Genomic DNA, 23,505 nt, shown 5'->3' with positions numbered 1-23,505 from the left:
TGGACTTTGCCTTACATCAGCACGGGTGCAAGCTCGAAGATCTCCAAGCTGAACCTGCCGTTGCCCTCGTTGAGGAACGGGTGACCGGCGGCGAGCGCCGTGGCCGCCTCCAAGCTTTCCGCCTCCACAATCGAGTAGCCATTCAGGTCCGTGGCCTCGGCTGTTGTCCCGTCGTCCACCAGGGACGTCCGGGCTGCGAAGGGCTGCCCGCCGTCCAACAGGGCCGGGCCCATCTTGGCCATCCATTCGTTCCAGCCCGCCATGGACTCGGCGGATTGTTCCTCGGTGAATTGGTCAATAGGCGTTGCCGGTCCCTTGTAGATAAACATGTACTTGCTCATTGCTCTCCCTTTCCTTTTTCCTCGAGAATTGATTTCAGTGCGGCTAGGTCTTTGCGGGTGGCCCGCTTAATCATTGGGGCCATCACCGCGCCGGCAATGAAAGAAAAGCCCGACGGTTTTCCGTTATTGCGCAATGTCATTCGGGTGGCGCCTTCTCCGGCGTCTTCCCAGGTGTAAGTGGTTTGCATTGGAAACGGACCCTGGGCGGTACGCATTACGAGTTTCCGACCCGGTTCCCATTCGACAAACTCGTACGTGTACTCCAGCGTCCTGCCCATGAATTGGGCTTTGAACGCCAGTTTCGAGCCAACAGCGAGCGGCGGTGGCGTCTCCCAATGCACGGAATCGATGTTGGAATACCACTCAGGCGCATTGTCCGGGTTGGCGGCATAGCCGGCCACCACCTCCCGCGGGCGGTTGATCACCGCTTCACTCGTAACGTCAACCATGGACCTCTCCTCTCACGTTTGCTGCATCCTGACTACCGCTGTGGTGCCCGACGGCGGCACTGCGGCTTGAGAGGGCAGCGAGCCGTTCGAGGCTGGCTCCTGACTCGGCCAGCAGCAACGCGCCTGCTGCATGTGCGTTTGGTTCCTCGTGGTTCTCGGCGACGGCACCCAGGCCAGCCTCCGGATGTGCGCCGACCACGTTTCCAGCCTCGTCCGCGTGTGCTCGGGCCATAGCCTCAGCACTGAGGGCTTCCCGCCCCCTCGCCAGTACGTAGCCGGACAATGCTTCCGGGACATCGAGTGCTTGTCCCGCACTGTCCGTTGCAGAGTAGGCGTGGACCAGCAGCTCAACCGCCAGGAGGGTCGCCACTGTAGTAACAGGAAGTTCGGCGGACCCCAGCCGGACCGTCCCAGCTTCTCCCCTGGCCCGCAGCGACTCAATTGCCGCTTGGCCCAAATCGGCGACCGTCACCTCAGGCGACCCGGCCCTGGCCCCGCCCAGTCCAGTCTCGCTAGTGGAAACAGGCACGCCCAATGGTGCTGCAACCGCATCGAGGGCTCCAACAAGGCGTTCCAGCTGCGCATCCACCGTTTGTTCCGCCGAAGGATTCACGTGAAACATCACCCTCTGGACGTTGAATAGGGCCCTCTGGGTCAGGGCAAGCGCAGCCTCGGCGCTGCCCAATTCGTTAAGGGGGTCGGGTACGGCAGCCCACTCGTCGGGGCCGGCGTCTCCGTGACTTGCCGCCTGCACCAGACGACCAAGGAAGTGCTCCCACCCCTCAGCATGGCTCGCTTCCTGTTCAGCAGTCAGGCCTTCGTGCACCAGCGTGACAGCGGTACCGCCGTCGACCTTTTCCAACGTCACGGTGACAGTGGACGCTCCGGGCGGCAGGCCGGCGTCGGCCTCTTCCCAGCCCCAGGTGTAGACGACCCGCTTGCCTGGCTCAATTTCCTGGTAGGTGCCACTGGCTGAATGGCCCGGAACCACGGTGAGCCGGTATTCGCCGCCCACCCGCAGGTCCACCCGAGCCGCCACGGCCTTCCAGCGGCGCAGCCTTTCCGGCTGGGTGATCAGCGCGAAGGCCTCGTCCGGGTCGACGGGCAGAACGACGGTCTTGCTGAATGTCATTGGATCTTCCCTTGCTGTGTTTGCTGGCTGAGCCGGTTGGCGTCGACCACCAGCAGATCCAGCTCATGCGTCCAGAAAGCTTCGAATTCTCTTCGCAGCCGGACCATTCCTGCGCCGTCCAGCCGGTAGTACCTGTTCCTGCCGTCCTTGCGTGCGGTGACGAGCCCCACCTCCGACAGGAGCAGCAGGTGCTGGGAGATCGCAGACCGACTGACCGAGAAGTGCCCGGTCAATTGCGTCACAGTCATTTCCCCCTCCGCCAAGAGACGAAGCAGTGCGCGCCTGTTGGGCTCCGTGGCGACTTCCAGAAGATCAGGCACAGCAAATACGTTAGTAGCCACTAACGCATTAATCAATGGTTTTGCCGCCCTGCCCAGCTGCTTTTTCGGCACGACGGCGTGTCATGGCAACACGCCGCGTTTGGGCTGGCTGCTGGGAGGGACGGTTTGGCAACCGGGTAGGAAGGACGCCGGGAAACAGAGGCCCAGGCCTAAGCGGGGGCGGATGTGCTGCTGCGGACCACGAGTTCCGGCCGAACTATGGTGGTTGTGCCCTCCATTGCGCCGCTGAGCTGTCCCAGCATGGCGTCCATGCACCGACGTCCGAGTTCCTCGAAGTCCTGCCGCACAGTGGTCAGGGGTGGCATAAAATAACCGGCCTCAGGCTGATCGTCGAAGCCAACTACGGAAACGTCCTGCGGCACCCGCACTCCTGCCTCGCCAAAGGCGCGCAGTAATCCGAGAGCCATCTGGTCGTTGCCCACAAAAACGGCTGTTGCTGTTCTCTCCTCGGCGAGTTGCTGCCCGATCCTGTAGCCGCTGCCCGCGCTCCAATCACCTTTAAGAATGAGGTCATCCGCCAGGCCACTGTCGCGCAGCGCTGCCCGCCAGCCTTCGGCGCGGGCCGTCGCGTCGATCCAGTCCGCCGGGCCGGAAACGTGGGCAATGTGCCGGTGGCCCTGAGCGATGAGATGTTCGACGGCGATACGCGCCCCGAGCGTTTGGTCCACCATGGCACCGCTGTACCGTTCGGCGCCACCTACGCCCACCACGACAAGTGGAAGGTCAAGGTCCAACGGTTCCAAAGCCTGGAGCGTGCCAGGATGCGGAACAAGGACAACCAGTCCGTCGACGCCCTGGTCCATGAAGTGCCGGACCGCGTCGGCGATTGCTTCCGGGCTCACTTCCTTGAGGGCCGCAATACTGACGAAATAGCCGGCATCGCGGGCGGCCTGCTGCACCCCCAGCAGAGTGTTGGCCGGACCGTACTGGGAGAGTTCGCTGCCGAGTACGCCGATGGTCTGCGAGCGCCGGGTCACCAGGCTTCGCGCGGCGGGATTGCGCCGGTAGCCGAGCTCGGCGATGGCAGCTTCCACCTTTTCGCGGGTTTTTGGGCTCACGTTGGGATGGTTGTTCACCACGCGGGAGACGGTCTGGTGGGATACGCCGGCGCGTTCCGCCACGTCCTCCAGCCGTGGCAGGCGCCGTCCATCACTCGGTCCTGCCATTTGATGTGCCCCCTCGGCCCGGAAATTCTGTACGCCCCCAAGCATATTGAATGGGCCGGTGGCATACTTGATCAGCAGGCAGTCGGCTAATCGGGGGAACCGGACTATGACACTCGACACGGCAAGCCTAAGGGTGGCTTTTGCCGTTGTTGCGCTTACGCTCTGCCTGCTTTTCTATTTCGCGGCCTTTCGAGGCACACGCTCGGCTTATAGCGCCTGGTGGTGTGTTGCGCTGACGCTTTTCCTAACCGGCTCGGCCGCCTATTTATTGAACGGAACAGACCACCAGGTGTGGGCCAACCCTTTAGGGAATTTCCTGCTGGTAGCTGGCGGAAGCAGCGTGTGGGCGGGGGCCAGATCACTGCGCAAAGTCCGACAGCATATGTGGTTCCTGCCTGTGCCCGCCGTGATTACCGTGGTGGTTTCTGCTTTTGACAGCCCTGCGTCTAATACGTGGTCCGGTGGCGCTATTTTCCTTGCGTTTATGTCCACGACTATTGGATTGGCAGCGCGTGAATTGTGGCAGCTGGAGGCCGGTTTTTCCCAGGCTCGAATTCCAATGGCCGTTGCCGCAGGACTCATGTCCACGTATTACTTCGGCAGATTTGTCACCTTCGTGATTCAAGGCCCCAATAGTCCCGCGTTCACTACGTTTTTTGGTTCCGCGGTTACAACCCTGGTGACTATGGCGTTGCTTGCCGTGGTGTCGTTCAGCATGTCCGCGCTTAGCAGTGAACAGCAGAACCGGGACCTTCGTGTAGCGGCGTCCCGCGATGGCCTCACGGGCCTGCTGAACCGCCAGACGTTCCTTGAAAGGGCCGCAAGCGAATTGAACCGGCTGCGGGAAGACGGAATCCACGGGACCCTGATCCTGGCAGACCTGGACCACTTCAAGTCCGTCAACGACACCTATGGGCACGCTGCGGGCGACAGCGCCCTGAAAATCTTTGCCAATGCCTGCCAAGCCGCAGTTCGTTCCACGGACCTGGTTGGTCGGTACGGCGGCGAGGAATTCATCATGCTCCTTCCGGGCGCCAACCCGTACCGCGCCACACTCGTGGCCCACGAGATCAGTGCCGACTTGGAGCGCGCGAAAACCCCGAACGGTTTCAGGATGCCTACCGCCAGCTACGGGATAGTGTCCTTGGACAGCCCGCGCGCCGAGTTGAGGGATTTCATCGCTTCGGCCGATGCCGCGCTCTACAAGGCCAAGTCCCAAGGCCGAAACCGCGCGATCCTGGGGGGATTGCTGAGCTCAGGGAGAGCTACCTCGCCGAACTCGCCGGAAACGCGCAGGCCGCCCGGAAGCGCGTGAAATCGCCCGATGCTTCCAGCGAACTCGAGAGATTGCGCGCGCTCCGAAATGGAATCCTGATAGCCACCGAGGGGCGCCTGGTCTTTTATACAAAGAAGTTCGGGGGTTCGACCTCGAGTCTTTCGCTTACAGGAACATTTCATCGTTCGAAGTCCAAAAGCCCTATGGGTCACAAGATCTCGCTCGTCGCGTCCGGCACCAAGGTATCCGTGAAGTGGATTGCTGACGCGATGGCCATGCAGTCATTTACGGAAGCCGTCAAATCGCCTCGCCGCGTCGCACAGCGCGCCTGTCAGTGTCCAACCAACTCCGGCACGCGCCTACAGCAAAGATGAGGTCCCTGATCTTCACGGTCGGGCTCCAAGGACCGGCAAGAACCCACCACCCCTGGCGCGGGAGCCGGATCTCGTAGATCGAACGGTCCATTTGCCAGTCCACCGAAATGGCCCATGGGACGTCGATCCCGTTTTCCTGGGCCTGCGCCCGGACGCTCGTGATGTAGTCCTCGACGGTCCATCCGATGGATTCCGCAGCTTTTGCCAGGGACGCGCGCTGCTGCCGGAATCCGAGCAACACCTCGGCGTAGGCACACCGGCGGGAGTCAGCGAAGTAGATCGTCGAGCCTACGCTGTCGTCTCGTCCCCGGGAATCGCTAGTTGCAGTCGTTCCTATAGGCATGGGGCCCACGATGGAATTCTTTCCTGACCGATAGTGCGCCGTAGCGGTCCTTCGCTACCCTGAACGACATTTCTCCCGCGGCCGGGACAAGGGTGAGCCCCGTCGAGGCGCACTGGCGCCCCTTCGCAGTCGTGATCATGCGGCGTATGTATCATTCACGAATGCTTCGGCCGCCCCCAAAACCTCACGAGAACGCAACTGCTGGATGTAAAGGACAGGAAGTTCTTCGTCCAGACGGGGGTTGGCACCCATCAGCCAGGCCAACGCGACATGCTTGCCTTCGGCAAGCTCAAGGGTCTTCCACACGCGATGACCCAAACGCAGTCGGGATTCGACTTCCGGCCGGGGCTCCGGGCCGTCAGGCTTGGCCCACCGGAACGGAGACGTGCGGTCCTTGACGCCGGCCATGGTCTGGACGACCGTCGTTCCCAAGTTCTCATTGAGCTCCCGCACGAGGTCGTGAATGTTCATCCGGGTGGTACTCAGATGAATGTCATGCCGGGTCGTTGCTTCCATGTCTCAATAATCGCACTCCTGCAAGTTCAAAGCAACTGAAATGCAACAGAAAAGCAGGTGAACTCAAGGGTCTGAAGGATACTAAGGCCACGCTCCAACCGACGCTGCCAGCTTCATTGTCAGAAAGGATCGAGACATCCCGCGCAGCGGCCGGCCCTACCTGCATGACTTCCCGGCAGACATCCGTCCTATTGTGAAACTTCCCATGGCGATGGAAGAGCACGAAGTGCTGGGCATTAAGCGAGTCCGTTCAGCGGCAAAGGCCGTCAATGACCGCCTATCCTCAATGAGCAATGCGCGGTAGACCTCGGGCATGCCTTGTGCGAATTCGTTGGGTTTTCCGTTGGATCCGATCCGGAAGACAAAGCAGGTCAGAAGCTGATGTGCTCCTGACCTGCTGCAATGGTGGGCCCTGTGGGACTCGAACCCACGACCCACGGATTAAAAGTCCGATGCTCTACCAACTGAGCTAAAGGCCCCTGCCAGCCGTCCGGAGACTGCCAGCCCAGTCCATTTCTGGACCTTAATTACTGTACCGCACCGCACGGCGCGGTTTGGCACCCACCGAGGCGTGCCGCCGTCGTACTTCGCTGCCCCAGCACGGGGCCCCCACACGGAACGGGACCAAACCAAAGGCCAGCTGCCGCGCCTCGACCCCCGAACCCCACAGGAGTAGCGTGGGGGCATGAGCGAACAATCAGGATCAAGGACAGGCGGCACAGCTCCACGGCACCATAGGCCGAAGCCCTTTGCGCCGATCGATTTTGAACCGTTCGCCGGTGGCGCCGATCCCGCCAGGGTCTCAGAGGCAGCACATCTCGCGGCGCAGGCGCTGGTGCGCCATGGCCGGGACAGCGGCGATCCCAAAGTGACCCGCAGGCTGGTCAAACTCGCGGACGAACAGGGCCTGGACGCCATCGCAGAGATGTGGGCCGAAAGCCCTGCCCGCTCCCTGCCGGGTGCCTTGTGGCGCCTGTACGCAATCCGTGCCTTCACTGTGCAGAACCCTGAGCGGGTTTCCGTGTACTTCCGGGCTGGCCGGGACATAGCCCAGGTGTCGCATGTTGTCGCCGGGGCTGCCGAGCCCCCGGGAGCCGAAGAGATGAAACAAATGGCCGACGCTATCCTGTCGGGCGCATTCGAAGGCGAATTTGACGTCGCGCTGGAGCGTTCCGCCGCGTTTTGTCGTGTGATTGCGCTGGGTCAGGCCAACATCGCGGACGGGGCCGAGCACACAAACGAGAGCCACGCGAGCAGGCTGACGCACAGTTCCCACAAACTGGTCAAGACCGCCGAGGACCTGGAGCATGCCGCAAATGCCTGGCGTCTGGGCGAACTGGACTAAAGCTGAGCAAACTTGCCGGACGTAGCCACTCAGGCGCCTCATGTCAATGTTGACTAACGTCCGGCAGGGTAGAAAACTAAAAGTGGTGTCGAGCTGCGAAACCCCCGGGCTTCAACTTATAGCCGCTACGAGCGGCCTACCGCCGAGAGGCGTATCCGGTTCGGCACCACTTTTATGCCCTCTTACTGATTGAGCAAGATTCCGCGCCTCTCTGCGTGCGGGACACAACAATTCGGTTCCTGCTTCCCTTTAACTTCCAGCCGGTAAACTGACGTTCGACCAAGGGGATGCGTCAAGTCAATCCGAACCGGCATGCTGGCCCCCCGCCGCCCTCCCGAGACCGGAAGACCAGTGAAGCTTCGCCTCTTTCCCCAGGAACCTGCGGGGCTGAACCTGCTTTCCCAGATGGCGCACCAGATTGCCCTCGGCGCGGCGACCATGTCCGAAATCCTCGGGGCGTCTGCTGCGGACTACGACCGGCTGGTCGAGGATATGCACAACCACGAGGCCAAATCCACTGAGCTGCACTTCGCCCTCCTCACGCATATGCGCACCAGCTTTGTGAACCCCCTGCCGCGCGAAGACATGTATGTTCTGTCCCGCTTCCTGAACGAGGCCATGGAGAAGCTGGACGCGGCCGCGGACCTAGTGGCCCTGTACAAGCTGGACCGCCTGCCAAAGCGGGCTGCGGACCAGCTTGAGATCATCAGCCGCCAGGCGGACCTGACTGTGGACGCGATGCGGCGCCTGGACGACTTGGACGACCTCGAGGATTACTGGATCGAGATCCTGCGCCTGGCAAAGCGCGCCGAACGCACCCATCGTGTGTGGGTGGCGGACATGCTCAAGGAAATGAAGGCAGCGCAGTACTCACGGAACAGGGATGTTGCCACACAGCTGGTGGATGTCACCAAGGACATGCGGCGCGTGGCCACCCAGGTTGGCAGCATCATCGTCAAGGAATCCTGACGTGACGGTGCCTTTCCTGGTGCTGGTGGTGGTCCTGGCCGGCACCTTCGCCTTCGTGAACGGTTTCCGGGACGCCTCCATCGCCGTCGCCCTGTCAGTCCGTACAAGGGCGCTGACCCCCTCTGTCGCCGTGGTGCTGGCCGCCTTGTTCAACTTTGTAGGTGCAGTCCTAAGCGGCGGCTTCGCCCTGGCCACCAGCATGGATTGGATCATCCTGCCGTCCGGGCCCTCCGGGCTGGCGATCCTGGCTTCCGGCCTGCTCAGCGCCATCCTCTGGGGTGTCTATGCGTGGTGGCGTGGAATACCGTTGTCTTCGACGCACGCCCTGGTGGGCGGGATCGCCGGAGCCGCGACGGCGGGAGTCGCCACCGGCACTGGCTCCATCCAGGGCGCGGATGAGTCCGTCCTGACGCAGATTGTCTTGCCGCTGGTCCTGTCCCCCGTGCTGGCCTTCCTGGCGGCCTACCTGCTGATCTGGCCCGTGACATGGGCAGCCCGCTATGCGCAGCCGAACGTCATCAACAGTCGCTTCCGGCGCGCCCAGGCGGTTTCGACGGCGGCAGTCGCCTTTGGCCACGGGATCCAGGACGGGCAGCGGACAGCGGCCGTCCTGATCCTCGCGATGCTGGCCGCGGGAGTCACGCCAAGCCATGAACTCCCGCCGTGGGTACTGATCGTGGCGGCCTCGTTCCTGACGCTTGGCACTTTGTTCGGCGGTTGGCGGATCGCTTACACGCTGGGCTACAAGCTCATCCGCGTCGATCCGCTGCGAGGCTTCGTGGTGCAAGCCCTCACCTCTGTAATGCTGTTCGTCGGCGCCATCACGCTGCATTGGCCACTATCCACCACGCACACGCTCACGTCGGCCACGCTGGGCGCAGGAGCCAACCAGAAGATCTCCACAACGCACCGCCGGCTGGCCCTCCGCATCTTCAAGTTCTGGCTGCTGACCCCGGCTGTGACGGCCTTCGTCGCATTCATTTTCGCCCTGGCCTGTTCACCGCTTACCCGCTAACGGGCGCCGCCGGGAGGCCCACCCTGGCCGATCGCGATAAGTAGGCGATGAACTCCCCCAAACCGTATTCCCACGGCGGAAGCTCGTCACAGCGGGCCACCACGTTGGCAAGGGTTCCAAGCTTCGGGCTCGAAATCTCCACCCGATCCCCCACGCAATGCGTGAACCCGCGACCAGCTTCTGCACGATCCTGCACCGGGGCAAAGAGCGTGCCGGTATAGAGCGCAAAACCATCGGGATACTGGTGGTGCGGCCCTACCGTCGCGGCAATGAGTTCTTCGAACGGCCGGCTAATACGAGACAGGCTGTTACGCCCTTCCAAGCGGAAACCATCCGGACCAAGCACATCAAGCAGGATGTCCTCGTTCCGCAGCGAGTCCAGCGTAAATGTGTCGTCGAATAGGCGGATGAACGGGCCGAGGGCGCTCGACGCGTTATTGTCCTTGGCCTTGCCGAGCAACAGCGCGCTGCGGCCCTCAATGTCGCGCAGGTTGACGTCGTTGCCCAAGGTGGCGCCAACGGGACGGCCGTCGGGCGAGACCAGGAGTACGAGCTCCGGCTCCGGATTGTTCCACTCGGAGGAACCCAGGATCCCGATTCCAGCCCCGTAGCCCACGGACGCAAGCACCGGCGCCTTGGTGAACACCTCCGGATCCTTCCCGATGCCCACCTCAAGGTACTGGGACCACAGTCCTTCTGCCTGAAACACAGCCTTGGCGCGGTCTGCCTCGGGGCTGCCCGGCCGGACATCAGCCAGGCTGCCGCCCAGCGCGGCGCCCACTCGCTCGCGCAGTTCTGCCGCCCTGCGCGGATCTCCGCCGGCACGCTCCTCGATGACACGTTCAATCATGCTGTCCACAAACGTCACGCCGCACGCCTTCACCACCTGCAGGTCGGTGGGCGCCAGGAAGTGTGGCCTGTTGCGGTCGTGGGCCTCCGCAGCCCGCAAGAGTTCAGCCGTCTGCCAACGTGGGCCTGGGAGTCGGCCAACAATGGCGCGTACGACGGCGGCAGGCTCACTGGCGGCGAGCAGCCCGGCGACGGTTGGCGCCTCCTCTTGAAGGTCATAGACGTCGGCGCCGTGAACCGCGGCCACACGGGGCCCGCCGTTGACCGGATCCCATACGCGCCCGACGAGGACAGCCTGCTCCGCATCGATGGGCAGCACTTGCTGCACGTACTCTTCATCGGTTCTCATGCCGTCACCACCTTTTGTACAGGCTGCTGGACCGACCCTAAGGACGGACGTTCCCAGTTGCCATCCACACGCTGCGGAACGCCCCATGGATTCGCGTCGCGAAGGGGCTCCGGGAGCCGATCCTGTGGCCAGCCTTGGAACGCAACAGGCCGCAGGAAGCGGCGGATGGCAGCCGTGCCCACTGAAGTGCTGGCGCTGGAGGCCGCCGGGTAGGGCCCGCCGTGATGCTGGGCGTAACTCACGGTGACGCCCGTGGGCCAGGCGTTCCACAGCACTCGGCCGCTGCGTTCGGTGAGCTTCTCCACCAATTCATCGACGGCGTCATCAGCCGTTCCGTGAATCGCCGTGGTGAGCTGCCCCTCTAGAAGGTCAACGATGGCCTGCAACTCATCGTCGTTGGAATAGCGGACCACCAGGCTGGCCGGACCGAACATTTCGTTCCGCAGCAGTTCCGGTTCGGAGAGCGCCGCGGATGCTTCGGCCACCAGCACGGTTGGACGTGGCGTGGCATCGAAACTCCCCTGGATGAGCTCCCGGACTCCGCTGCGTTCGGCCATTGACCGGACCGAACCTTCGAATCCCGCGGCCAACCGCTCCGTGAGCAGGGGATGCGGTCGCACTGTAGCAAGTGCGTCTCCGAGCGGTGCCTGGAGCTCCTCGTCCGCGCAAGCCGGCACAAACAGCAAGCCGGGCTTTGTGCAGAACTGGCCCATCCCCATAGTGAATGACGCCGCGTACTCGGCGAGGATGGTGTCCCGCCGCTCAGCCCACGCGGAGGGAGTGACCACAACGGCATTGATACCGCCAAGCTCCCCGAAGAAGGGGATGGGTTCCGGCCGGGCAGCGGCGCGATCCATCAGTGCCCGCCCGCCCGCCGTCGAGCCGGTGAAGCCGATCGCCTTGACCCTGGGGTGTTCCACCAGTGCGACGCCGGCCTCCCGCCCAGTGACGAGGGTAAAGAGCCCTGCCGGGGCGCCGGCGTCGCCGAGGCCCCGCGTAACGGCGGCGGCGGTGCGGGCCGCCAGCTCGGGGTGGCCGTCGTGCCCCTTGTGGACAACGGCGCAACCAGCGGCCAGCGCCGAGGCAGTGTCCCCGCCGGCCACACTGAAGGCAAATGGAAAATTAGACGCCCCGAAGACACCCACTACACCGAGGGGCACGTTCATCCGGCGGATGTCTGGCCGTGGACCCATACCCCAATCCGGGTCGGCGTGATCTACTGTCGCGTCGAGGTGCTCACCTCCACGAATCTCCTCGGCAAGGAGCTGCAACTGGAAGATTGTCCGGCGCAACTCTCCGGTTAACCGTTGAGAGCCCAGGTGGGTCTCCTTACAGGCGACGTCGATGAGGGAGCCGGCATCTGCCTCGAGCGCGGCAGCAACTGCGTCAAGCCACTTCGCCCGTGTGGCGGGGCTGATAGTCCGAGCCTCCAGGAACGCGGCGTGCGCGGCGTCAACCGCGGAGGAGAGTTGCGCCGCCGTCGTCCTTTCCCCAAGCAAGGCCTGATTCATCGCTGCCCCACAACAGTCGCCTGCGAAGCGCTGACCGCAGCGCGGCCGCCCACTTCCAACCACCCTGCGCCCGACGGGAATTCCCACCGCTCGCGCGAGGCGGTAAGCATCTCCGCACCTGTGCCCGGACGCTGAGGTGCGGCGTAGCGTCCGCCCACAATCCTCACCGGCTCCGCAAAGTGCTCGTGTAGGTGGTCGACGTACTCGATCATGCGGCCCTCCTGCGTTCCGGTGACAGCCGCGTAATCGAAGAAGGAGAAGTGCTGGACGAGTTCGCACAGGCCCACACCCCCGGCGTGCGGGCAAACGGGGACGCCGAAACGCGCGGCGAGCAGGATGTTCGCGATGTTCTCGTTGACGCCGGCCACGCGTGTGGAGTCGAGCTGCAGGACGTCGATGGCGCCGGCTTGGAGGAGTTGCTTGAAGACGATGCGGTTTGCAACGGCTTCTCCGGTGGCAACCCGTACCGGCGTGACCCCCCGACGGATGGTCGCGTGGCCCAGGATGTCGTCGGTGCTGGTGGGTTCCTCGATCCAGTACGGGTTGAACTCGGCCAGCTCATTGACCCAGGTGATGGCATCTGGGACATCCCAGCGCTGGTTGGCATCGATCGCGATGGGCAGCGGCCCAACCGCTTCCCGCGCCAGGCGGAGACGACGACGGTCGTCCGCAAGGCTGCCGCCCACCTTGAGCTTGATCATCGAGAAGCCCTCGGCAGCTGCCTCGCGGCTGAGCCGCACGAGCTTCTCGTCGCTGTAGCCGAGCCAGCCCGGCGATGTGGTGTACGCGGGGTAGCCATTGGCTTGGAGGGCAGCGATCCGATCGGCTTTTCCGGCCTCGCCTGCTCGGAGGATGTCGAGGGCTTGAGCCGGTGTGAGGGCGTCGGAGATGTGGGTGAAGTCCACCACGTCCACCAGTTCTTCCGGGGTCATGGTGCTGAGGAGCAGCCACAGGGGCTTACCTTCGCGCCGCGCCCGAATGTCCCAGAGCGCGCTCACCACTGCGCCGCAGGCCATGTGGCTCACGCCCTTTTCCGGGCCAAGCCAGCGCAGCTGCGAGTCGTGGACCAGGCGGCGGGAGGCTTCACCGAGGTCGTTCACCAGTTCGTCCGCGTCGCGGCCTACCAGGAGGGAGGCGTATGACTCGATGGCCCGGACAATGATGTCGTTGCCGCGGCCACATGTGAAGACGAAGCCGTGGCCTTCCTCGCCCGAGTCCGTGCGGACAATGACGTAGGCGGCGGAATAGTCGGGGTCCACGTTGACCGCGTCGGAGCCGTCGAGCTCGAGGGACGTGGGGAAGCGGACGTCGTGCGTGGTGATGGATGAAATGCGGGACACGGGACTCTCTCTCGTCGCTGGGATGGGAATCCTATATGAATATGGAAAATCATATAGGAACCATCGGCCCCGTCAAGGGGGCACTAAGGGAAAATGGGTGCGGGAAAACAAAAACCCCCGGCGGGGCCGGGGGTTTTTCACGGGATTTTGCGCCGACGGCAGCTTAGGGGGCCAAGCGAGTCCTGGGTCGGCTGGATCGCGACAGCGGCGATATTCCCGGTTCCCCCGCGTAGGCCTGCGCAAATCGATCAAAGGAATTGAAGATATGGCGGCTCATCGCAGCTTCAGCGCCGGCCGCGTCGCAGGCCGCAATAGCGCTTGCAATCTCGCCATGCTCCTCTACGGTACGGCCGCCGCTGACGTCCGCGCGGTAGAGACGGAACGTGTGCAGGTGGCAATGGGTCTGATCGAAGGCATGCCGCACTACGGAGTTCCCAACCGCTTCCAGGACGATGTCGTGGAAGCGGGCGTCGTGGGCGACGAGGAGTTGCCGAATGTCACCGCCGCCTGACGCGTTTAGCTCATCGATGCTTTGTTCAAGCGAATCAATTTCGGCCCGAAGCGCACTCCCAGGGTTGGCCAGGCGGTCGACCGCGGCCGAGCGGGCCGCCCAGGGTTCCACGAGGAGCCGGAATTCAAAGAGCGAGCGAAGTTCCTCGGGGCCGAGCAGAGGTGTTGTGCTGTAGCCCTTGCCCGGCGTATACACCACCAGGTTGTCGCCCTCCAGGCGTTGCAGGGCCTCGCGCACGGGGGTCTGCGAGACCTCCAACCGTCGCGCGATGGCATCAATATTCAGCCGCTCACCCGGCTCCAGTGCACTTTCCAGGATCAGGGCGCGTAGTACGCCGTAGGCCTCTCCTGCTGCGGCCTTGCCCCGTGGAGACTCGGGGGACGACCCGGGAATATCCATTGCTCGGGGCATTGGCACCTCTCTGTACGACAAGTCTCTAAATCATATGGGGTTGACTCAGATCACACAGTCTATATGATTGCTGGCGTTCCTATATGATTCCGCGGCGGCGGCTCCGCCAATCCCTTGGATCCTTTATTGAGGATCCTCCGAACGCAGCGTCATCGAATCGTCAAAGGAGACTCCCCATGACCGCCCTCGGAAGTAAAACCGGCCTGGCCGGGGCCGGAACTCCCCCACGGAAACGCCTTAGCTCAAGAATGCGCTGGATGATCATCTGGCTAGCCTTTGTTGGGCTGAGCATCAACTATTTGGACCGTTCAAGCCTGAGCGTTGCATTGCCCTTTATGGGCGAGGACTTCAAGCTGAGCGCCACCCAGCAGGGTCTTATTTTCGCCGCCTTTTTCTGGGCCTATGACTTTTGCCAACTCGCCGCGGGATGGTACGTGGACAAGGTGGGCCCACGCCGCTCATTTACGCTGGCCGCCCTTTGGTGGTCCATTTTCACCATGGCGACGGCATTCGCACGTGGCTTTTGGAGCCTGTTCGCCGCCCGTTTCCTGCTGGGTATAGGCGAGAGCCCGGCGCCCAGCACGTCCGCCAAGGTAGTGGCCACTTGGTTCCCGGTCCGCGAGAGGGCCTTCGCCACAAGCATTTGGGACTCAGGTTCACGGGTGGGCGCCGTCATAGCACTCCCGATCGTGACGCTGGTGGTGTCGTTGATGTCCTGGCACGGCGTCTTCATCATTATCGGCGCGCTCGGCATCATCTGGGCGGCTGTTTGGTGGAAGGTGTACCGCGATCCGGACAAGCACCCTGGGATCAGTCCCGAGGAACTCGCCTACATCCAGGAAGGCGGTGCCCGCAGTGCCAACAGTGACGACGACGGCGCCGCAAAGCTGCCTTGGCGGGCATTGTTCAAATACCGCACCATCCTGGCGATGATGTTCGGCTTCTTCTGCCTGAACAGCGCCATCTACTTCTTCATTACGTTCTTCCCGAGCTACCTCGTGAAGGAACGCGGCTTCGACCTGCTCAAGCTCGGCTTCTTCGGCGCCATTCCGGGCATTTGCGCCGTCCTGGCGGGCTGGCTGGGCGGTTACCTGGCCGACCGGGCGGTGGGGAATGGGCACTCGGTCAACAAGGTCCGGAAGACCGCTATCGCCGGCGGCTTGGCGGGCGGGTCTGTCATCATGTTTGCGGCAATGGTCCCTGAAGCATGGATGGCCCTTGCGCTCCTGTCCATCGCCTACTCGAGCCTGACCGTCGCAGCCACAGGCATTTGGTCCCTGCCGGCCGACGTCGCTCCCAGCTCGCGGCACGTCGGTTCAATCGGCGGCCTGCAGAACTTCGCCTCGAATCTGGCCGGCATCTTCACGCCGATCATCATTGGCCTGCTGGTGGATGCCACCGGCTCGTTCATTGCCCCACTGGCGGTGATCGGCTGCATCGCGCTGCTGGGAGCGGTAAATTACGTATTCTTCCTAGGTCGGGTCGAGCCCCTCAAGGTGGATGGTTCGCAGAGCGTCCCCAGCAGCTGACTTCCTGGAAGCTGGCCTTCCAACGCCCCAAACTAGTCCGGGCAGCAAAACAGCTCCGCACCCGACCCTTCTGAACCTCAGATCGGCCGGGTGCGGAGCACTCGTTTTTTCCTTGGATCTACAGAATCAACCGCCAATCGCGGCCAGTGCGTTCACCTGCCCGCGTCCATTGAAGGAGTTGTAGCCGGTTCCCCCGGTGCACACTTGCGGCGCCCCGTTGTCAACGGCTGGGAACCCCGCGTAGACAGACATGTCAGCCGGGCACGCGACAGGATCGGCTGTGCCGGTCAGTCGCGCAGCGACGTTTCCTGGAGATACGACGCCGGCACTCGCCACAAGTGCCGCGACGCCAGCAACGTGCGGGCCGGCCATCGACGTACCCTGCAGGTAGCAATAGCTCGCACCCGAGTCCACAACCTTCAGCGCCGGCGGGCAGAACGCCGCCGCCGGGTACGTGGACAGCACGCGGCCGTTGACAGCGGCAGGGGTCACCTGGAAGCGGCGGTCCCCACCCGGAGCGATGACATCCGTGACACCCGAGCCGTAGTTCGAGTAGTAGGACTTGAAGCCCTTGTTCCCGTTCGCGGAGACTCCAACAACACCCGGAACTTCGGCTGGCACAACGGCGCAGGCGTTCGAAATCTCGCGCGTCACCGGCGTGGTGTCATCCGGGCTCGTGACGTCTTGCGTGGGATGCGCCAGGTCATCTGATGCGTTGCCCAGCGACGCCACAACCGTGGTGCCCTTCTGCTGTGCGAACCTGATGGCTCGGCGTTCGGCTTCCCAAATGGCCTTCTGTTGCGGATCGTTCTTGCAGTTGAAAAGCCACGGGTCGGCGAAGTAGCTGTTGTTGGTTACTTGGATGCCCTTCTCGGCTGCCCACATGAATGAGCACACCACTGCCTCAGGGAAGAAGAAGCCGTCAGCGTTTCCGGCCTTGATGCCTGCGATCTTCACGTTGGGAGCGACTCCCACAATGCCCAGGCCATTCTTTGCGGCGGCGATCGTACCTGCTGTGTGCGTGCCGTGCCCGTTGTCGTCCATCCACGCAGCCGGATTCGTGTCAGGGACGCCACTGATGCAGGAAACGGAGCGGGCAAAGTCCACGTTCGGTGCGAGGTCGGGGTGGGTGAAGTCCAGGCCGGTATCGATGTCACCAACCACCACTGAGGCACTTCCGCCGCTCAGGGCGCGGGCCTCAGGAGCGTGAATCTGGTCCATGTCCCACTGGAGGCCGGACAAATTGTCGCTGCCGGCTGCCGGAGTGGGCGGAGAGACGGGGCCAAGTGCCGCCGCAGCGTCAGCATCGTTGGCTGCCGAGCCTTCAAGTGCAACACCGAACGACGCCGTTCCCGCCGCTGCCTCGACACTCGAGTCCGCGGCGCGGAGCCGGGTGGAGAAGTCGGAGGACGCGGAGGAGACGACGGCGACACCAATGGCGCCATAGTCCTGGACAAGAGTGCCCCCAGCGGCCTTGATGGCATCGAGCGACTTCCCAGCCGCCTTTCCGCCGGAACGGTAGAGAACGAGGTAGTTCTGGGCGCCCGCAGCAGCCTGCGTGCTCGCACCCGCGGTACCCGCCGTCGTCGTTTGCGCAACGGCGGCGGGGACCGTGCCAGCGAGGGTAAGTCCCGCCACAACCCCCACACAAAGCAGGGGCAACCTCAATGAGCGTGATCGCATCTTGTGCCTTTCATTTCGCCGGGGACGCCTATTCGGCTCCCGGACTGATCCGCTCCCGGGAGGGGGTCCCGGGCGTTCGGGAGGCCTCCGGATCGGCGGGGCCTCCACTCACGGAACCGAGACTAGTGGCGCAAATCACATCACGGAAGAGGTTCGGCCGGCTTTTCCCAACTGACCGTCCGTTAAGCCGCAGGCACGAGATCAGCCGCACGCCAGATCCAGCCGCACGCTAGATCCAGCCGCCTACTCGCCGCGCCGCCACGCGTAACGCCGCTCGGGACGGCCAACCCCGCCGTACCGCAGCTGCACCGTCACGCGGCCTTCCTCATTCAGATACTCCAAATATCGGCGAGCGCTGACACGCGAAGTTCCCAGGACATCCGCAGCTTCCGTGGCGGATACATCTGTGCCAGTGTCCTTCAGCAAACTCTCCACCATGCGCAGCGTCTCCACGGAGCAGCCCTTGGGGAGGGGGCGTTCCCGGCGGCTCACGCCGAAGACGCGGTTCACGTCGGCCTGCTCGGCCGTTGTCTTCGAAGACGTCATGGAGCCATACGTCTGTTGGTAGTGCTCCAACCGCTCACGTAGGTCCTCACCGGAGAAGGGCTTCATGAGGTAGTGCACGATTCCGCCCCGTAGGGCCCTGCGGACCGTGTCCATTTCCCGGGCTGCACTGATCACCAGGACGTCCAGTTCCGGCGCAGCCTCGCGCAGTTGGTGGAGAAGGTCCAGTCCGCTGATGTCCGGCAAGTGGATGTCAAGCAGCACAAGGTCCGGCTTGAGCCGCTGGGCCTCCTCCAGCGCCTGAGCTCCCGTATGCGCCACGCCAACCACGGAAAACCCGGGCGTCTGCCGCACAAACCCCGCGTGGACTTTGGCAACCATAAAGTCGTCGTCGACTATCAGGACATTGATCATTCGGGTGTGCTCCGCTTCTGCAGGCGGGCTGTGAAGACAGCGCCTTCGTCGTTGTGGACGCGTACTTCCCCGCCCCGCCTCAGACATACTAGCCGTGTGATCGCCAGCCCAAAGCCCCTGCCGCCGTCGGGCTTTGGCGCTTTGGTGCTGAATCCCTGACGGAAGATATCCGCCATCCGCCCTTCATCCACACCCGGCCCGGAGTCCCGGACCATCACCAGAATGTCGTGCGCCGACTCCGTCAGAGTCACCTGGACGGTGGCGTTCGGCAAGCCCGCGACGGCGTCCAGGGCGTTGTCTACCAGGTTGCCGACCACTGTGGTCAGGTCGCGCGACAGCGGATCGTCAACCCTGCCGAGCTGGGATTCCGGCTGCAACTGGAGGTTGACGACGCGTTCGGCGGCAAGGCTGGCCTTCGCTATAAGGAGGGCCGCGAGGGCCGGGTCCGCGATCCTGGACGTCACGTCATCATAGAGGCGCGTCCTGCTCAGGCTGACGCCGTCAACGAAGCTGACTACCTCGTCGTACTCCTTCAATTGGATCAGTCCGGAGATGGTGTGGAGTTGGTTGGCGAACTCGTGGGTCTGGGCGCGGAGGGTGTCCGTGGTGGTGCGCGTGGCGCCGAGTTCCTTCTCCAGCGTGGACAGCTCGGTCCGGTCACGCAGCGTGGTCACTGAACCGATCACCTTGCCGTGGGTGACTACGGGCTTTCGGTTGAGGACCACCACGCGCTCCCCTACCAGCACCAAGCGGTCGGGGTCGGGCTGGTCCGTGGTCAGGACCTCCCGCAATCCTTCATCTAGGCCCAGCTCGTCGAGCTGGCGCCCCAGGCAGTCTTCCGGAAGCCCCAGGAACTCCCGCGCGCTAGCGTTGGCCACGGTGACCCGCTGATGGGTGTCCAGCGCAATCACGCCTTCCTTCACGCCATACAGGATCGCCTCACGGTGCTCCACCAATCCGGCGATCTCTTCCGGCTCAAGCCCCAGGGTCTGTCGCTTTACCCTGCGTGACAAGAGGAATGACCCCACGGTGCCTAGGGCGAGTGAAACACCAAGGTACGTCAGCAGGTCCGGTGCCGCGTCGCCAAGGCGGTCTATGAGCGAGGGGTACTCCCGGCCTACGGCCACGATGCCCACCATCTTGCCGCCGTCGTCTAATACCGGAACATGGGCCACAAGTGACACAACTCCGCTGGCTTTCACCGCGCCGGTCCAGGCCCGGCCGGCGAGAACCTGGCTGTCGCCGAGTTCCAGCGGCGTTGCCAGCTGCGACGGGTCCGGGGAGGTCAGGATGGTCCGATCCGGCTTGGCCAGGATCACAAAGCTTGATCCGGACACAGTTCGCGCCGATTCGGCAACGGCGGGCAGCGCGGCTCCGTGCCCGGGCGCGGCCGATGGCAGGAGGGCCCGAACAAGCGGCATGGCAGCCACCGACTCAGCCGCGGACAACGCACGGCGGCCTTCGACGCGCTCGAAGGTATCCACGGATTGTGCCAGGGACACGGCGATGACGCCCACCAGCACTGCCAGGACTATCAGCAATTGAAGGCCAAGGTATTGACCGGCGAGAGACACCCGGTGCCGTCGGAAAAACCGCCGCACTTTCCTGGGCACATCAATTCCTTCCGCGGCCGACGTTTGGCAGGCCATTCTGCTCCGCGACATTCGTCCGCTCGCGGTTCGTGTTCCATTATCAGTCCGCAAAACCGCGCGGACACGTGAACACAATGAACACAATGAACACAACGATCTTTGAGAACACAACCGTGACCTGCATCACTCTCCGCCATAACGTGATCTCACTCCCCCAATGATGAGAAGAGGACACAATGCGTCGACTGAACGCACTCCGGCTGGCTGCGGCCGCCGTTGGCATCGCGCTGGCAGCCACTGGCTGCGGCGTCACAGGTTCAGCCTCCGGCTCCGCGAGCGGCAGCGCAGCCGCCACGAATGCCGGACCCGTCACAGGCCTGAGGATCATGGTCCCCAACACCCCGGGCGGCGGCTACGACACCACGGCCCGTGTGGCAGCGAAGGTGATGGAAGAGACCAAGGTTGCTACCGGCGTCGAGGTCTTCAACCTGGCAGGCGCGGGCGGTACCGTTGGCCTGGCCCGCACCGTCAATGAAAAGGGCAACAAGGACCTCACCATGCTGATGGGCCTGGGTGTTGTTGGTGCCAGCTACACCAACAAGTCCGAGGCAAAGCTCACCGCCACCACGCCGCTGGCCCGGCTCATCGAAGAACCCGGCGCCATCATGGTCCACAAGGATTCGCCCTACAAGAGCATCAACGACCTGGTTGACGCATGGAAGAAGGACCCGTCCAAGATCAGCGTCGGCGGCGGTTCCTCGCCGGGAGGCCCCGACCACCTGCTCCCCATGCAGCTGGCCCAGGCCGTCGGCATCAATCCGAAGAACGTCAACTTCGTCTCCTTCGACGGCGGCGGCGACCTGCTTCCGGCCATCCTCGGCAACAAAGTTGGCTTTGCTGCCTCCGGTGCCGGCGAGTACCTGAACCAGATCAAGTCTGGCGAGATCCGGGTGCTGGCCACCAGCGGTTCCAAGCGGCTGGAAGGCGTCGATGCCCCCACGCTGAAGGAATCCAACATCGACCTCGTGTTCTCCAACTGGCGTGGTATCGTCTCCCCTCCAGGCGTCAGCGACGCGGACAAGGCCAAGCTGATTGCCGCCCTCGAAAAGATGCACGGGACCCCGCAGTGGCAGGAAGCGCTCAAGACCAGGGGCTGGACCGACGCCTTCATCACTGGAGATGAGTTCGGCACCTTCCTGAAGGACCAGGACAAGCGCGTTGCGAGTGTCCTAACGGCACTGGGCCTGGCGTGAGCTCCCAAACCTTGAAGCTCAAGGGCCGCTCCGAGCTGGGCATCGCAGCCCTGCTCGGAGCGGTGGGTGGCGTCGTGGTCTGGGACGCCCTCCGCTTGAGCGTCCCGTACTCACATTCAGACCCTGTTGGACCGCGGACCGTGCCGCTCATCGTGGGCGGCCTCCTCCTGGTCTGCGCAGTCCTGCTGGCTATTAATGTCCTGCGGGGCGGCCGCGGCGAGGCGGAGGAGGGCGAGGATGTGGACCTCAGCCACCCCTCAGACTGGAAGACCGTCGTCCCCCTGCTGGCAGCCTTCCTTGCAAACATCCTGCTCATCGACACACTCGGCTGGGTCATCTCCGGAACCCTGCTGTTCTGGGGCAGTGTGTGGGCGCTTGGCAGCAGGAAGTACATCCGCGACGGCTTGATTTCGATCGTGATGTCCGTGGCCACGTTCTACGGTTTCTACCTTGGCCTGGGCATTCACCTGCCGGCGGGCCTCCTGGCAGGAGTTCTCTGACATGGATGCACTTAACCTGCTGATGCAGGGCTTCGCCACCGCTGCGACGCCCATGAATCTGCTCTTCGCGTTCATCGGGGTGCTCCTGGGCACCGCGGTGGGCGTCCTCCCCGGCATTGGTCCCGCGATGGCGGTGGCACTGCTGCTACCGCTCACGTACGGCCTGGAGCCCACCAGCGCCTTCATTATGTTCGCCGGCATCTACTACGGCGGCATGTACGGCGGCTCCACCACCTCGATCCTGCTCAACACGCCGGGCGAATCGGCCACGGTCATCACGGCCATCGAGGGCCACAAGATGGCCAAGGCCGGGCGTGCCGCCCAGGCACTCGCGACGGCGGCAATCGGCTCCTTCGTGGCCGGCACCATTGGCACGGCCCTCCTGGTGGCATTTGCCCCGATGGTGGTGCAGTTCGCGGTCAGCCTGGGCCCGCCCAGCTACCTGGCCATCATGGTCCTTGGCCTGATCGCCGTCACTGCTGTCCTTGGTTCCTCCAAGCTCCGGGGCTTCTCATCGCTTGGCCTGGGCATGGCCATCGGCCTGGTGGGACTGGATCCCGTCACCGGCCAGCAGCGCATGGTCTTCGGCCTGCCCCTGCTTGCCGACGGCCTGGACATCGTGGTGGTGGCTGTAGCGATCTTCGCCGTTGGCGAGGCCCTCTGGATCGCCGCGCACCTGCGCCGCAAGCCCATGGAGACAATTCCGGTGGGTGCGCCGTGGATGGGCAAGCAGGACTGGAAGCGTTCGTGGAAGCCCTGGTTGCGCGGCACCGCGTTGGGCTTCCCGTTCGGTGCCCTGCCCGCCGGTGGCGCCGAGATCCCCACGTTCCTGTCCTACGTGACGGAGAAGCGGCTCTCCAAGCACAAGGAAGAGTTCGGCCACGGCGCCATCGAAGGTGTCGCCGGGCCGGAAGCAGCCAACAACGCCTCGGCGGCGGGCACCCTGACACCCATGCTCGCCCTGGGCCTGCCCACCAACGCCACGGCGGCAGTTATGTTGGCGGCTTTTGTGCAGTACGGAATCCAGCCCGGTCCGCTGCTGTTCCAGAACGAACCCCAACTCGTGTGGGCACTCATCGCCAGCCTCTTTATCGGCAACACTCTGTTGCTCCTGATCAACCTGCCCCTCGCTCCGATGTGGGCCAAGCTGCTGCAGATTCCGCGTCCTTACCTCTACGCCGGAATCCTGTTCTTCGCCACGTTGGGTGCCTACGCAGTGAACCTGCAGGCGTTTGACCTGGCGATCCTGCTGGTCCTGGGGCTGCTGGGCTTCGCGATGCGCCGCTACGGTTTGCCGGTCCTGCCGCTGATCATCGGCCTCATCCTGGCTCCCCGCGCCGAAGGCCAGCTGCGCAAGTCCCTGCAGCTCAGCGCCGGCGACATCTCCGGTCTTTGGAGCGAACCGATTGCCATCTTCGTGTACGGGATCGTCGCTTTGATCCTGGCCTGGCCGCTGTTCGCGTTCGCTTGGCGCCGCTTCCGGCCGGCTCCTGTTGCCGGCGGACCTGGCGCTCCGCTTGCCGGGGGTCAGGCGGCCGCTATCGTTGGACCCGCCGCCGCAACGGAAGGTTCGACGGCGGCAGCCGGCCAGCTGCCCAGCCCTGCGGACACGAAGGACGCACCCCGGCAGCCCGCCGATGGTGGGGATTCAAGGGGGGATTCTAGTGGGGATTCCACCGATCAGAACCGTGTCCAGGCACCACCGCCAAAGGCCCGCCTCTAGGGCGAGCCAGTACAGCCCGGAGAAACCGCGACGGCGGCAGTCACCCCTAAGTGACTGCCGCCGTCGTCG

Annotated in this window: 22 protein-coding genes and 1 tRNA gene; 8 read left to right on the top strand and 15 right to left on the bottom strand. The window is 63.7% G+C overall.

Annotation, left to right across the window (positions count from 1 at the left end):
* Positions 1 to 11: 11 nt before the first annotated feature.
* From LD110_RS17125 to LD110_RS17105, 5 genes are all read right to left on the bottom strand, one after another.
* On the bottom strand, positions 12 to 341 hold the full coding sequence (locus tag LD110_RS17125) for a YciI family protein (protein WP_225500379.1): 330 nt from the start codon (positions 339 to 341) through the stop codon (positions 12 to 14).
* Positions 338 to 790, bottom strand: coding sequence for an SRPBCC family protein (locus tag LD110_RS17120; protein WP_225500377.1), 453 nt, complete (start codon positions 788 to 790; stop codon positions 338 to 340). Before LD110_RS17120 ends, LD110_RS17125 begins: the two co-directional genes overlap by 4 nt.
* Positions 783 to 1,922 (bottom strand): SRPBCC domain-containing protein, encoded by a 1,140-nt coding sequence (locus LD110_RS17115; RefSeq protein WP_225500374.1) that lies wholly within the window; start codon positions 1,920 to 1,922, stop codon positions 783 to 785. Before LD110_RS17115 ends, LD110_RS17120 begins: the two co-directional genes overlap by 8 nt.
* Entirely contained in the window at positions 1,919 to 2,242 is a 324-nt protein-coding gene (locus LD110_RS17110) for a helix-turn-helix transcriptional regulator (protein ID WP_225500372.1), read from the bottom strand. Before LD110_RS17110 ends, LD110_RS17115 begins: the two co-directional genes overlap by 4 nt.
* A 170-nt stretch (positions 2,243 to 2,412) precedes the next feature.
* The gene (locus LD110_RS17105) at positions 2,413 to 3,429 is read right to left on the bottom strand and encodes a LacI family DNA-binding transcriptional regulator (RefSeq protein ID WP_225500370.1); all 1,017 of its coding nucleotides are present in this window, start codon (positions 3,427 to 3,429) and stop codon (positions 2,413 to 2,415) included.
* Between the two features lie 106 nt (positions 3,430 to 3,535).
* Here LD110_RS17105 and LD110_RS17100 point away from each other — a divergent pair, with 106 nt between their 5' ends.
* On the top strand, positions 3,536 to 4,744 hold the full coding sequence (locus LD110_RS17100; RefSeq protein ID WP_225500368.1) for a GGDEF domain-containing protein: 1,209 nt from the start codon (positions 3,536 to 3,538) through the stop codon (positions 4,742 to 4,744).
* A gap of 258 nt (positions 4,745 to 5,002) precedes the next feature.
* On the opposite strand, the gene LD110_RS17095 is transcribed toward LD110_RS17100, so the two are convergent.
* The 3 genes from LD110_RS17095 to LD110_RS17085 all read right to left on the bottom strand — a co-directional run bounded on the left by LD110_RS17095 (position 5,003) and on the right by LD110_RS17085 (position 6,417).
* Positions 5,003 to 5,422, bottom strand: coding sequence for a hypothetical protein (locus tag LD110_RS17095; protein ID WP_225500366.1), 420 nt, complete (start codon positions 5,420 to 5,422; stop codon positions 5,003 to 5,005).
* Positions 5,423 to 5,557: 135 nt separating this feature from the next.
* A complete protein-coding gene (locus LD110_RS17090) occupies positions 5,558 to 5,938 on the bottom strand; it encodes a hypothetical protein (RefSeq protein WP_225500364.1) in 381 nt (126 codons plus the stop codon).
* 403 nt (positions 5,939 to 6,341) lie between these two features.
* Positions 6,342 to 6,417, bottom strand: a tRNA-Lys gene (locus LD110_RS17085).
* A 206-nt stretch (positions 6,418 to 6,623) separates the two neighbouring features.
* Here LD110_RS17085 and LD110_RS17080 point away from each other — a divergent pair.
* The 3 genes from LD110_RS17080 to LD110_RS17070 all read left to right on the top strand — a co-directional run bounded on the left by LD110_RS17080 (position 6,624) and on the right by LD110_RS17070 (position 9,267).
* Positions 6,624 to 7,283 carry a hypothetical protein gene (locus LD110_RS17080; protein ID WP_225500362.1) on the top strand — a complete coding sequence of 220 codons (660 nt, stop codon included), beginning with the start codon at positions 6,624 to 6,626 and terminating at the stop codon, positions 7,281 to 7,283.
* Positions 7,284 to 7,634: 351 nt separating this feature from the next.
* Positions 7,635 to 8,252 (top strand): DUF47 domain-containing protein, encoded by a 618-nt coding sequence (locus LD110_RS17075; protein WP_225500360.1) that lies wholly within the window; start codon positions 7,635 to 7,637, stop codon positions 8,250 to 8,252.
* A gap of 1 nt (position 8,253) precedes the next feature.
* Positions 8,254 to 9,267 carry an inorganic phosphate transporter gene (locus tag LD110_RS17070; RefSeq protein WP_225500358.1) on the top strand — a complete coding sequence of 338 codons (1,014 nt, stop codon included), beginning with the start codon at positions 8,254 to 8,256 and terminating at the stop codon, positions 9,265 to 9,267.
* Here the strand turns inward: LD110_RS17070 and LD110_RS17065 are convergent.
* From LD110_RS17065 to LD110_RS17050, 4 genes are all read right to left on the bottom strand, one after another.
* Complete coding sequence (locus LD110_RS17065) at positions 9,257 to 10,465, bottom strand: fumarylacetoacetate hydrolase family protein (protein WP_225500356.1); 1,209 nt, start codon at positions 10,463 to 10,465, stop codon at positions 9,257 to 9,259. The genes LD110_RS17070 and LD110_RS17065 overlap by 11 nt on opposite strands.
* Complete coding sequence (locus LD110_RS17060) at positions 10,462 to 11,976, bottom strand: aldehyde dehydrogenase (NADP(+)) (RefSeq protein WP_225500354.1); 1,515 nt, start codon at positions 11,974 to 11,976, stop codon at positions 10,462 to 10,464. Before LD110_RS17060 ends, LD110_RS17065 begins: the two co-directional genes overlap by 4 nt.
* Entirely contained in the window at positions 11,973 to 13,316 is a 1,344-nt protein-coding gene (locus tag LD110_RS17055; RefSeq protein WP_225500352.1) for an enolase C-terminal domain-like protein, read from the bottom strand. The genes LD110_RS17060 and LD110_RS17055 overlap by 4 nt, the downstream gene beginning before the upstream one ends.
* Before the next feature lie 163 nt (positions 13,317 to 13,479).
* Positions 13,480 to 14,238 carry a GntR family transcriptional regulator gene (locus tag LD110_RS17050; protein ID WP_225500350.1) on the bottom strand — a complete coding sequence of 253 codons (759 nt, stop codon included), beginning with the start codon at positions 14,236 to 14,238 and terminating at the stop codon, positions 13,480 to 13,482.
* 176 nt (positions 14,239 to 14,414) lie between these two features.
* Between LD110_RS17050 and LD110_RS17045 the strand changes: the two genes are divergently transcribed.
* Positions 14,415 to 15,767, top strand: a complete 1,353-nt coding sequence (locus LD110_RS17045; protein WP_225500348.1) for an MFS transporter — start codon at positions 14,415 to 14,417, stop codon at positions 15,765 to 15,767.
* Positions 15,768 to 15,893: 126 nt separating this feature from the next.
* Here the strand turns inward: LD110_RS17045 and LD110_RS17040 are convergent, their stop codons facing one another.
* From LD110_RS17040 to LD110_RS17030, 3 genes are all read right to left on the bottom strand, one after another.
* Positions 15,894 to 17,450, bottom strand: a complete 1,557-nt coding sequence (locus LD110_RS17040; protein WP_225500346.1) for a S8 family serine peptidase — start codon at positions 17,448 to 17,450, stop codon at positions 15,894 to 15,896.
* A gap of 243 nt (positions 17,451 to 17,693) precedes the next feature.
* Positions 17,694 to 18,368, bottom strand: a complete 675-nt coding sequence (locus LD110_RS17035; RefSeq protein ID WP_225500345.1) for a response regulator — start codon at positions 18,366 to 18,368, stop codon at positions 17,694 to 17,696.
* Positions 18,365 to 19,942 (bottom strand): sensor histidine kinase, encoded by a 1,578-nt coding sequence (locus tag LD110_RS17030; protein ID WP_225500524.1) that lies wholly within the window; start codon positions 19,940 to 19,942, stop codon positions 18,365 to 18,367. Before LD110_RS17030 ends, LD110_RS17035 begins: the two co-directional genes overlap by 4 nt.
* A 254-nt stretch (positions 19,943 to 20,196) precedes the next feature.
* Here LD110_RS17030 and LD110_RS17025 point away from each other — a divergent pair, with 254 nt between their 5' ends.
* From LD110_RS17025 to LD110_RS17015, 3 genes are read left to right on the top strand one after another with little or no spacing between them, the layout of a single operon-like run.
* Positions 20,197 to 21,213 carry a tripartite tricarboxylate transporter substrate binding protein gene (locus LD110_RS17025; protein WP_225500343.1) on the top strand — a complete coding sequence of 339 codons (1,017 nt, stop codon included), beginning with the start codon at positions 20,197 to 20,199 and terminating at the stop codon, positions 21,211 to 21,213.
* Entirely contained in the window at positions 21,210 to 21,713 is a 504-nt protein-coding gene (locus LD110_RS17020) for a tripartite tricarboxylate transporter TctB family protein (protein ID WP_225500341.1), read from the top strand. The genes LD110_RS17025 and LD110_RS17020 overlap by 4 nt, the downstream gene beginning before the upstream one ends.
* Position 21,714: 1 nt before the next feature.
* Positions 21,715 to 23,436, top strand: a complete 1,722-nt coding sequence (locus tag LD110_RS17015) for a tripartite tricarboxylate transporter permease (RefSeq protein WP_225500339.1) — start codon at positions 21,715 to 21,717, stop codon at positions 23,434 to 23,436.
* The last annotated feature ends 69 nt before the right edge of the window (positions 23,437 to 23,505 follow it).

Source organism: Arthrobacter sp. M4 (assembly GCF_020251205.1).
In the GTDB taxonomy this organism is placed as follows: Bacteria; Actinomycetota; Actinomycetes; order Actinomycetales; family Micrococcaceae; genus Arthrobacter.
This window is presented reverse-complemented; position numbering and strand designations above follow the sequence as displayed.

Excerpts from the sequence above, each read along its gene's own strand:
- LD110_RS17125 (WP_225500379.1), bottom strand. The coding sequence starts at position 341 with ATGAGCAAGTACATGTTTATCTACAAGGGACCGGCAACGCCTATTGAC.
- LD110_RS17120 (WP_225500377.1), bottom strand. The coding sequence starts at position 790 with ATGGTTGACGTTACGAGTGAAGCGGTGATCAACCGCCCGCGGGAGGTG.
- LD110_RS17115 (WP_225500374.1), bottom strand. The coding sequence starts at position 1,922 with ATGACATTCAGCAAGACCGTCGTTCTGCCCGTCGACCCGGACGAGGCC.
- LD110_RS17105 (WP_225500370.1), bottom strand. The coding sequence starts at position 3,429 with ATGGCAGGACCGAGTGATGGACGGCGCCTGCCACGGCTGGAGGACGTG.
- LD110_RS17100 (WP_225500368.1), top strand. The coding sequence starts at position 3,536 with ATGACACTCGACACGGCAAGCCTAAGGGTGGCTTTTGCCGTTGTTGCG.
- LD110_RS17095 (WP_225500366.1), bottom strand. The coding sequence starts at position 5,422 with ATGCCTATAGGAACGACTGCAACTAGCGATTCCCGGGGACGAGACGAC.
- LD110_RS17090 (WP_225500364.1), bottom strand. The coding sequence starts at position 5,938 with ATGGAAGCAACGACCCGGCATGACATTCATCTGAGTACCACCCGGATG.
- LD110_RS17080 (WP_225500362.1), top strand. The coding sequence starts at position 6,624 with ATGAGCGAACAATCAGGATCAAGGACAGGCGGCACAGCTCCACGGCAC.
- LD110_RS17065 (WP_225500356.1), bottom strand. The coding sequence starts at position 10,465 with ATGAGAACCGATGAAGAGTACGTGCAGCAAGTGCTGCCCATCGATGCG.
- LD110_RS17060 (WP_225500354.1), bottom strand. The coding sequence starts at position 11,976 with ATGAATCAGGCCTTGCTTGGGGAAAGGACGACGGCGGCGCAACTCTCC.
- LD110_RS17050 (WP_225500350.1), bottom strand. The coding sequence starts at position 14,238 with ATGCCCCGAGCAATGGATATTCCCGGGTCGTCCCCCGAGTCTCCACGG.
- LD110_RS17045 (WP_225500348.1), top strand. The coding sequence starts at position 14,415 with ATGACCGCCCTCGGAAGTAAAACCGGCCTGGCCGGGGCCGGAACTCCC.
- LD110_RS17040 (WP_225500346.1), bottom strand. The coding sequence starts at position 17,450 with ATGCGATCACGCTCATTGAGGTTGCCCCTGCTTTGTGTGGGGGTTGTG.
- LD110_RS17035 (WP_225500345.1), bottom strand. The coding sequence starts at position 18,368 with ATGATCAATGTCCTGATAGTCGACGACGACTTTATGGTTGCCAAAGTC.
- LD110_RS17025 (WP_225500343.1), top strand. The coding sequence starts at position 20,197 with ATGCGTCGACTGAACGCACTCCGGCTGGCTGCGGCCGCCGTTGGCATC.
- LD110_RS17015 (WP_225500339.1), top strand. The coding sequence starts at position 21,715 with ATGGATGCACTTAACCTGCTGATGCAGGGCTTCGCCACCGCTGCGACG.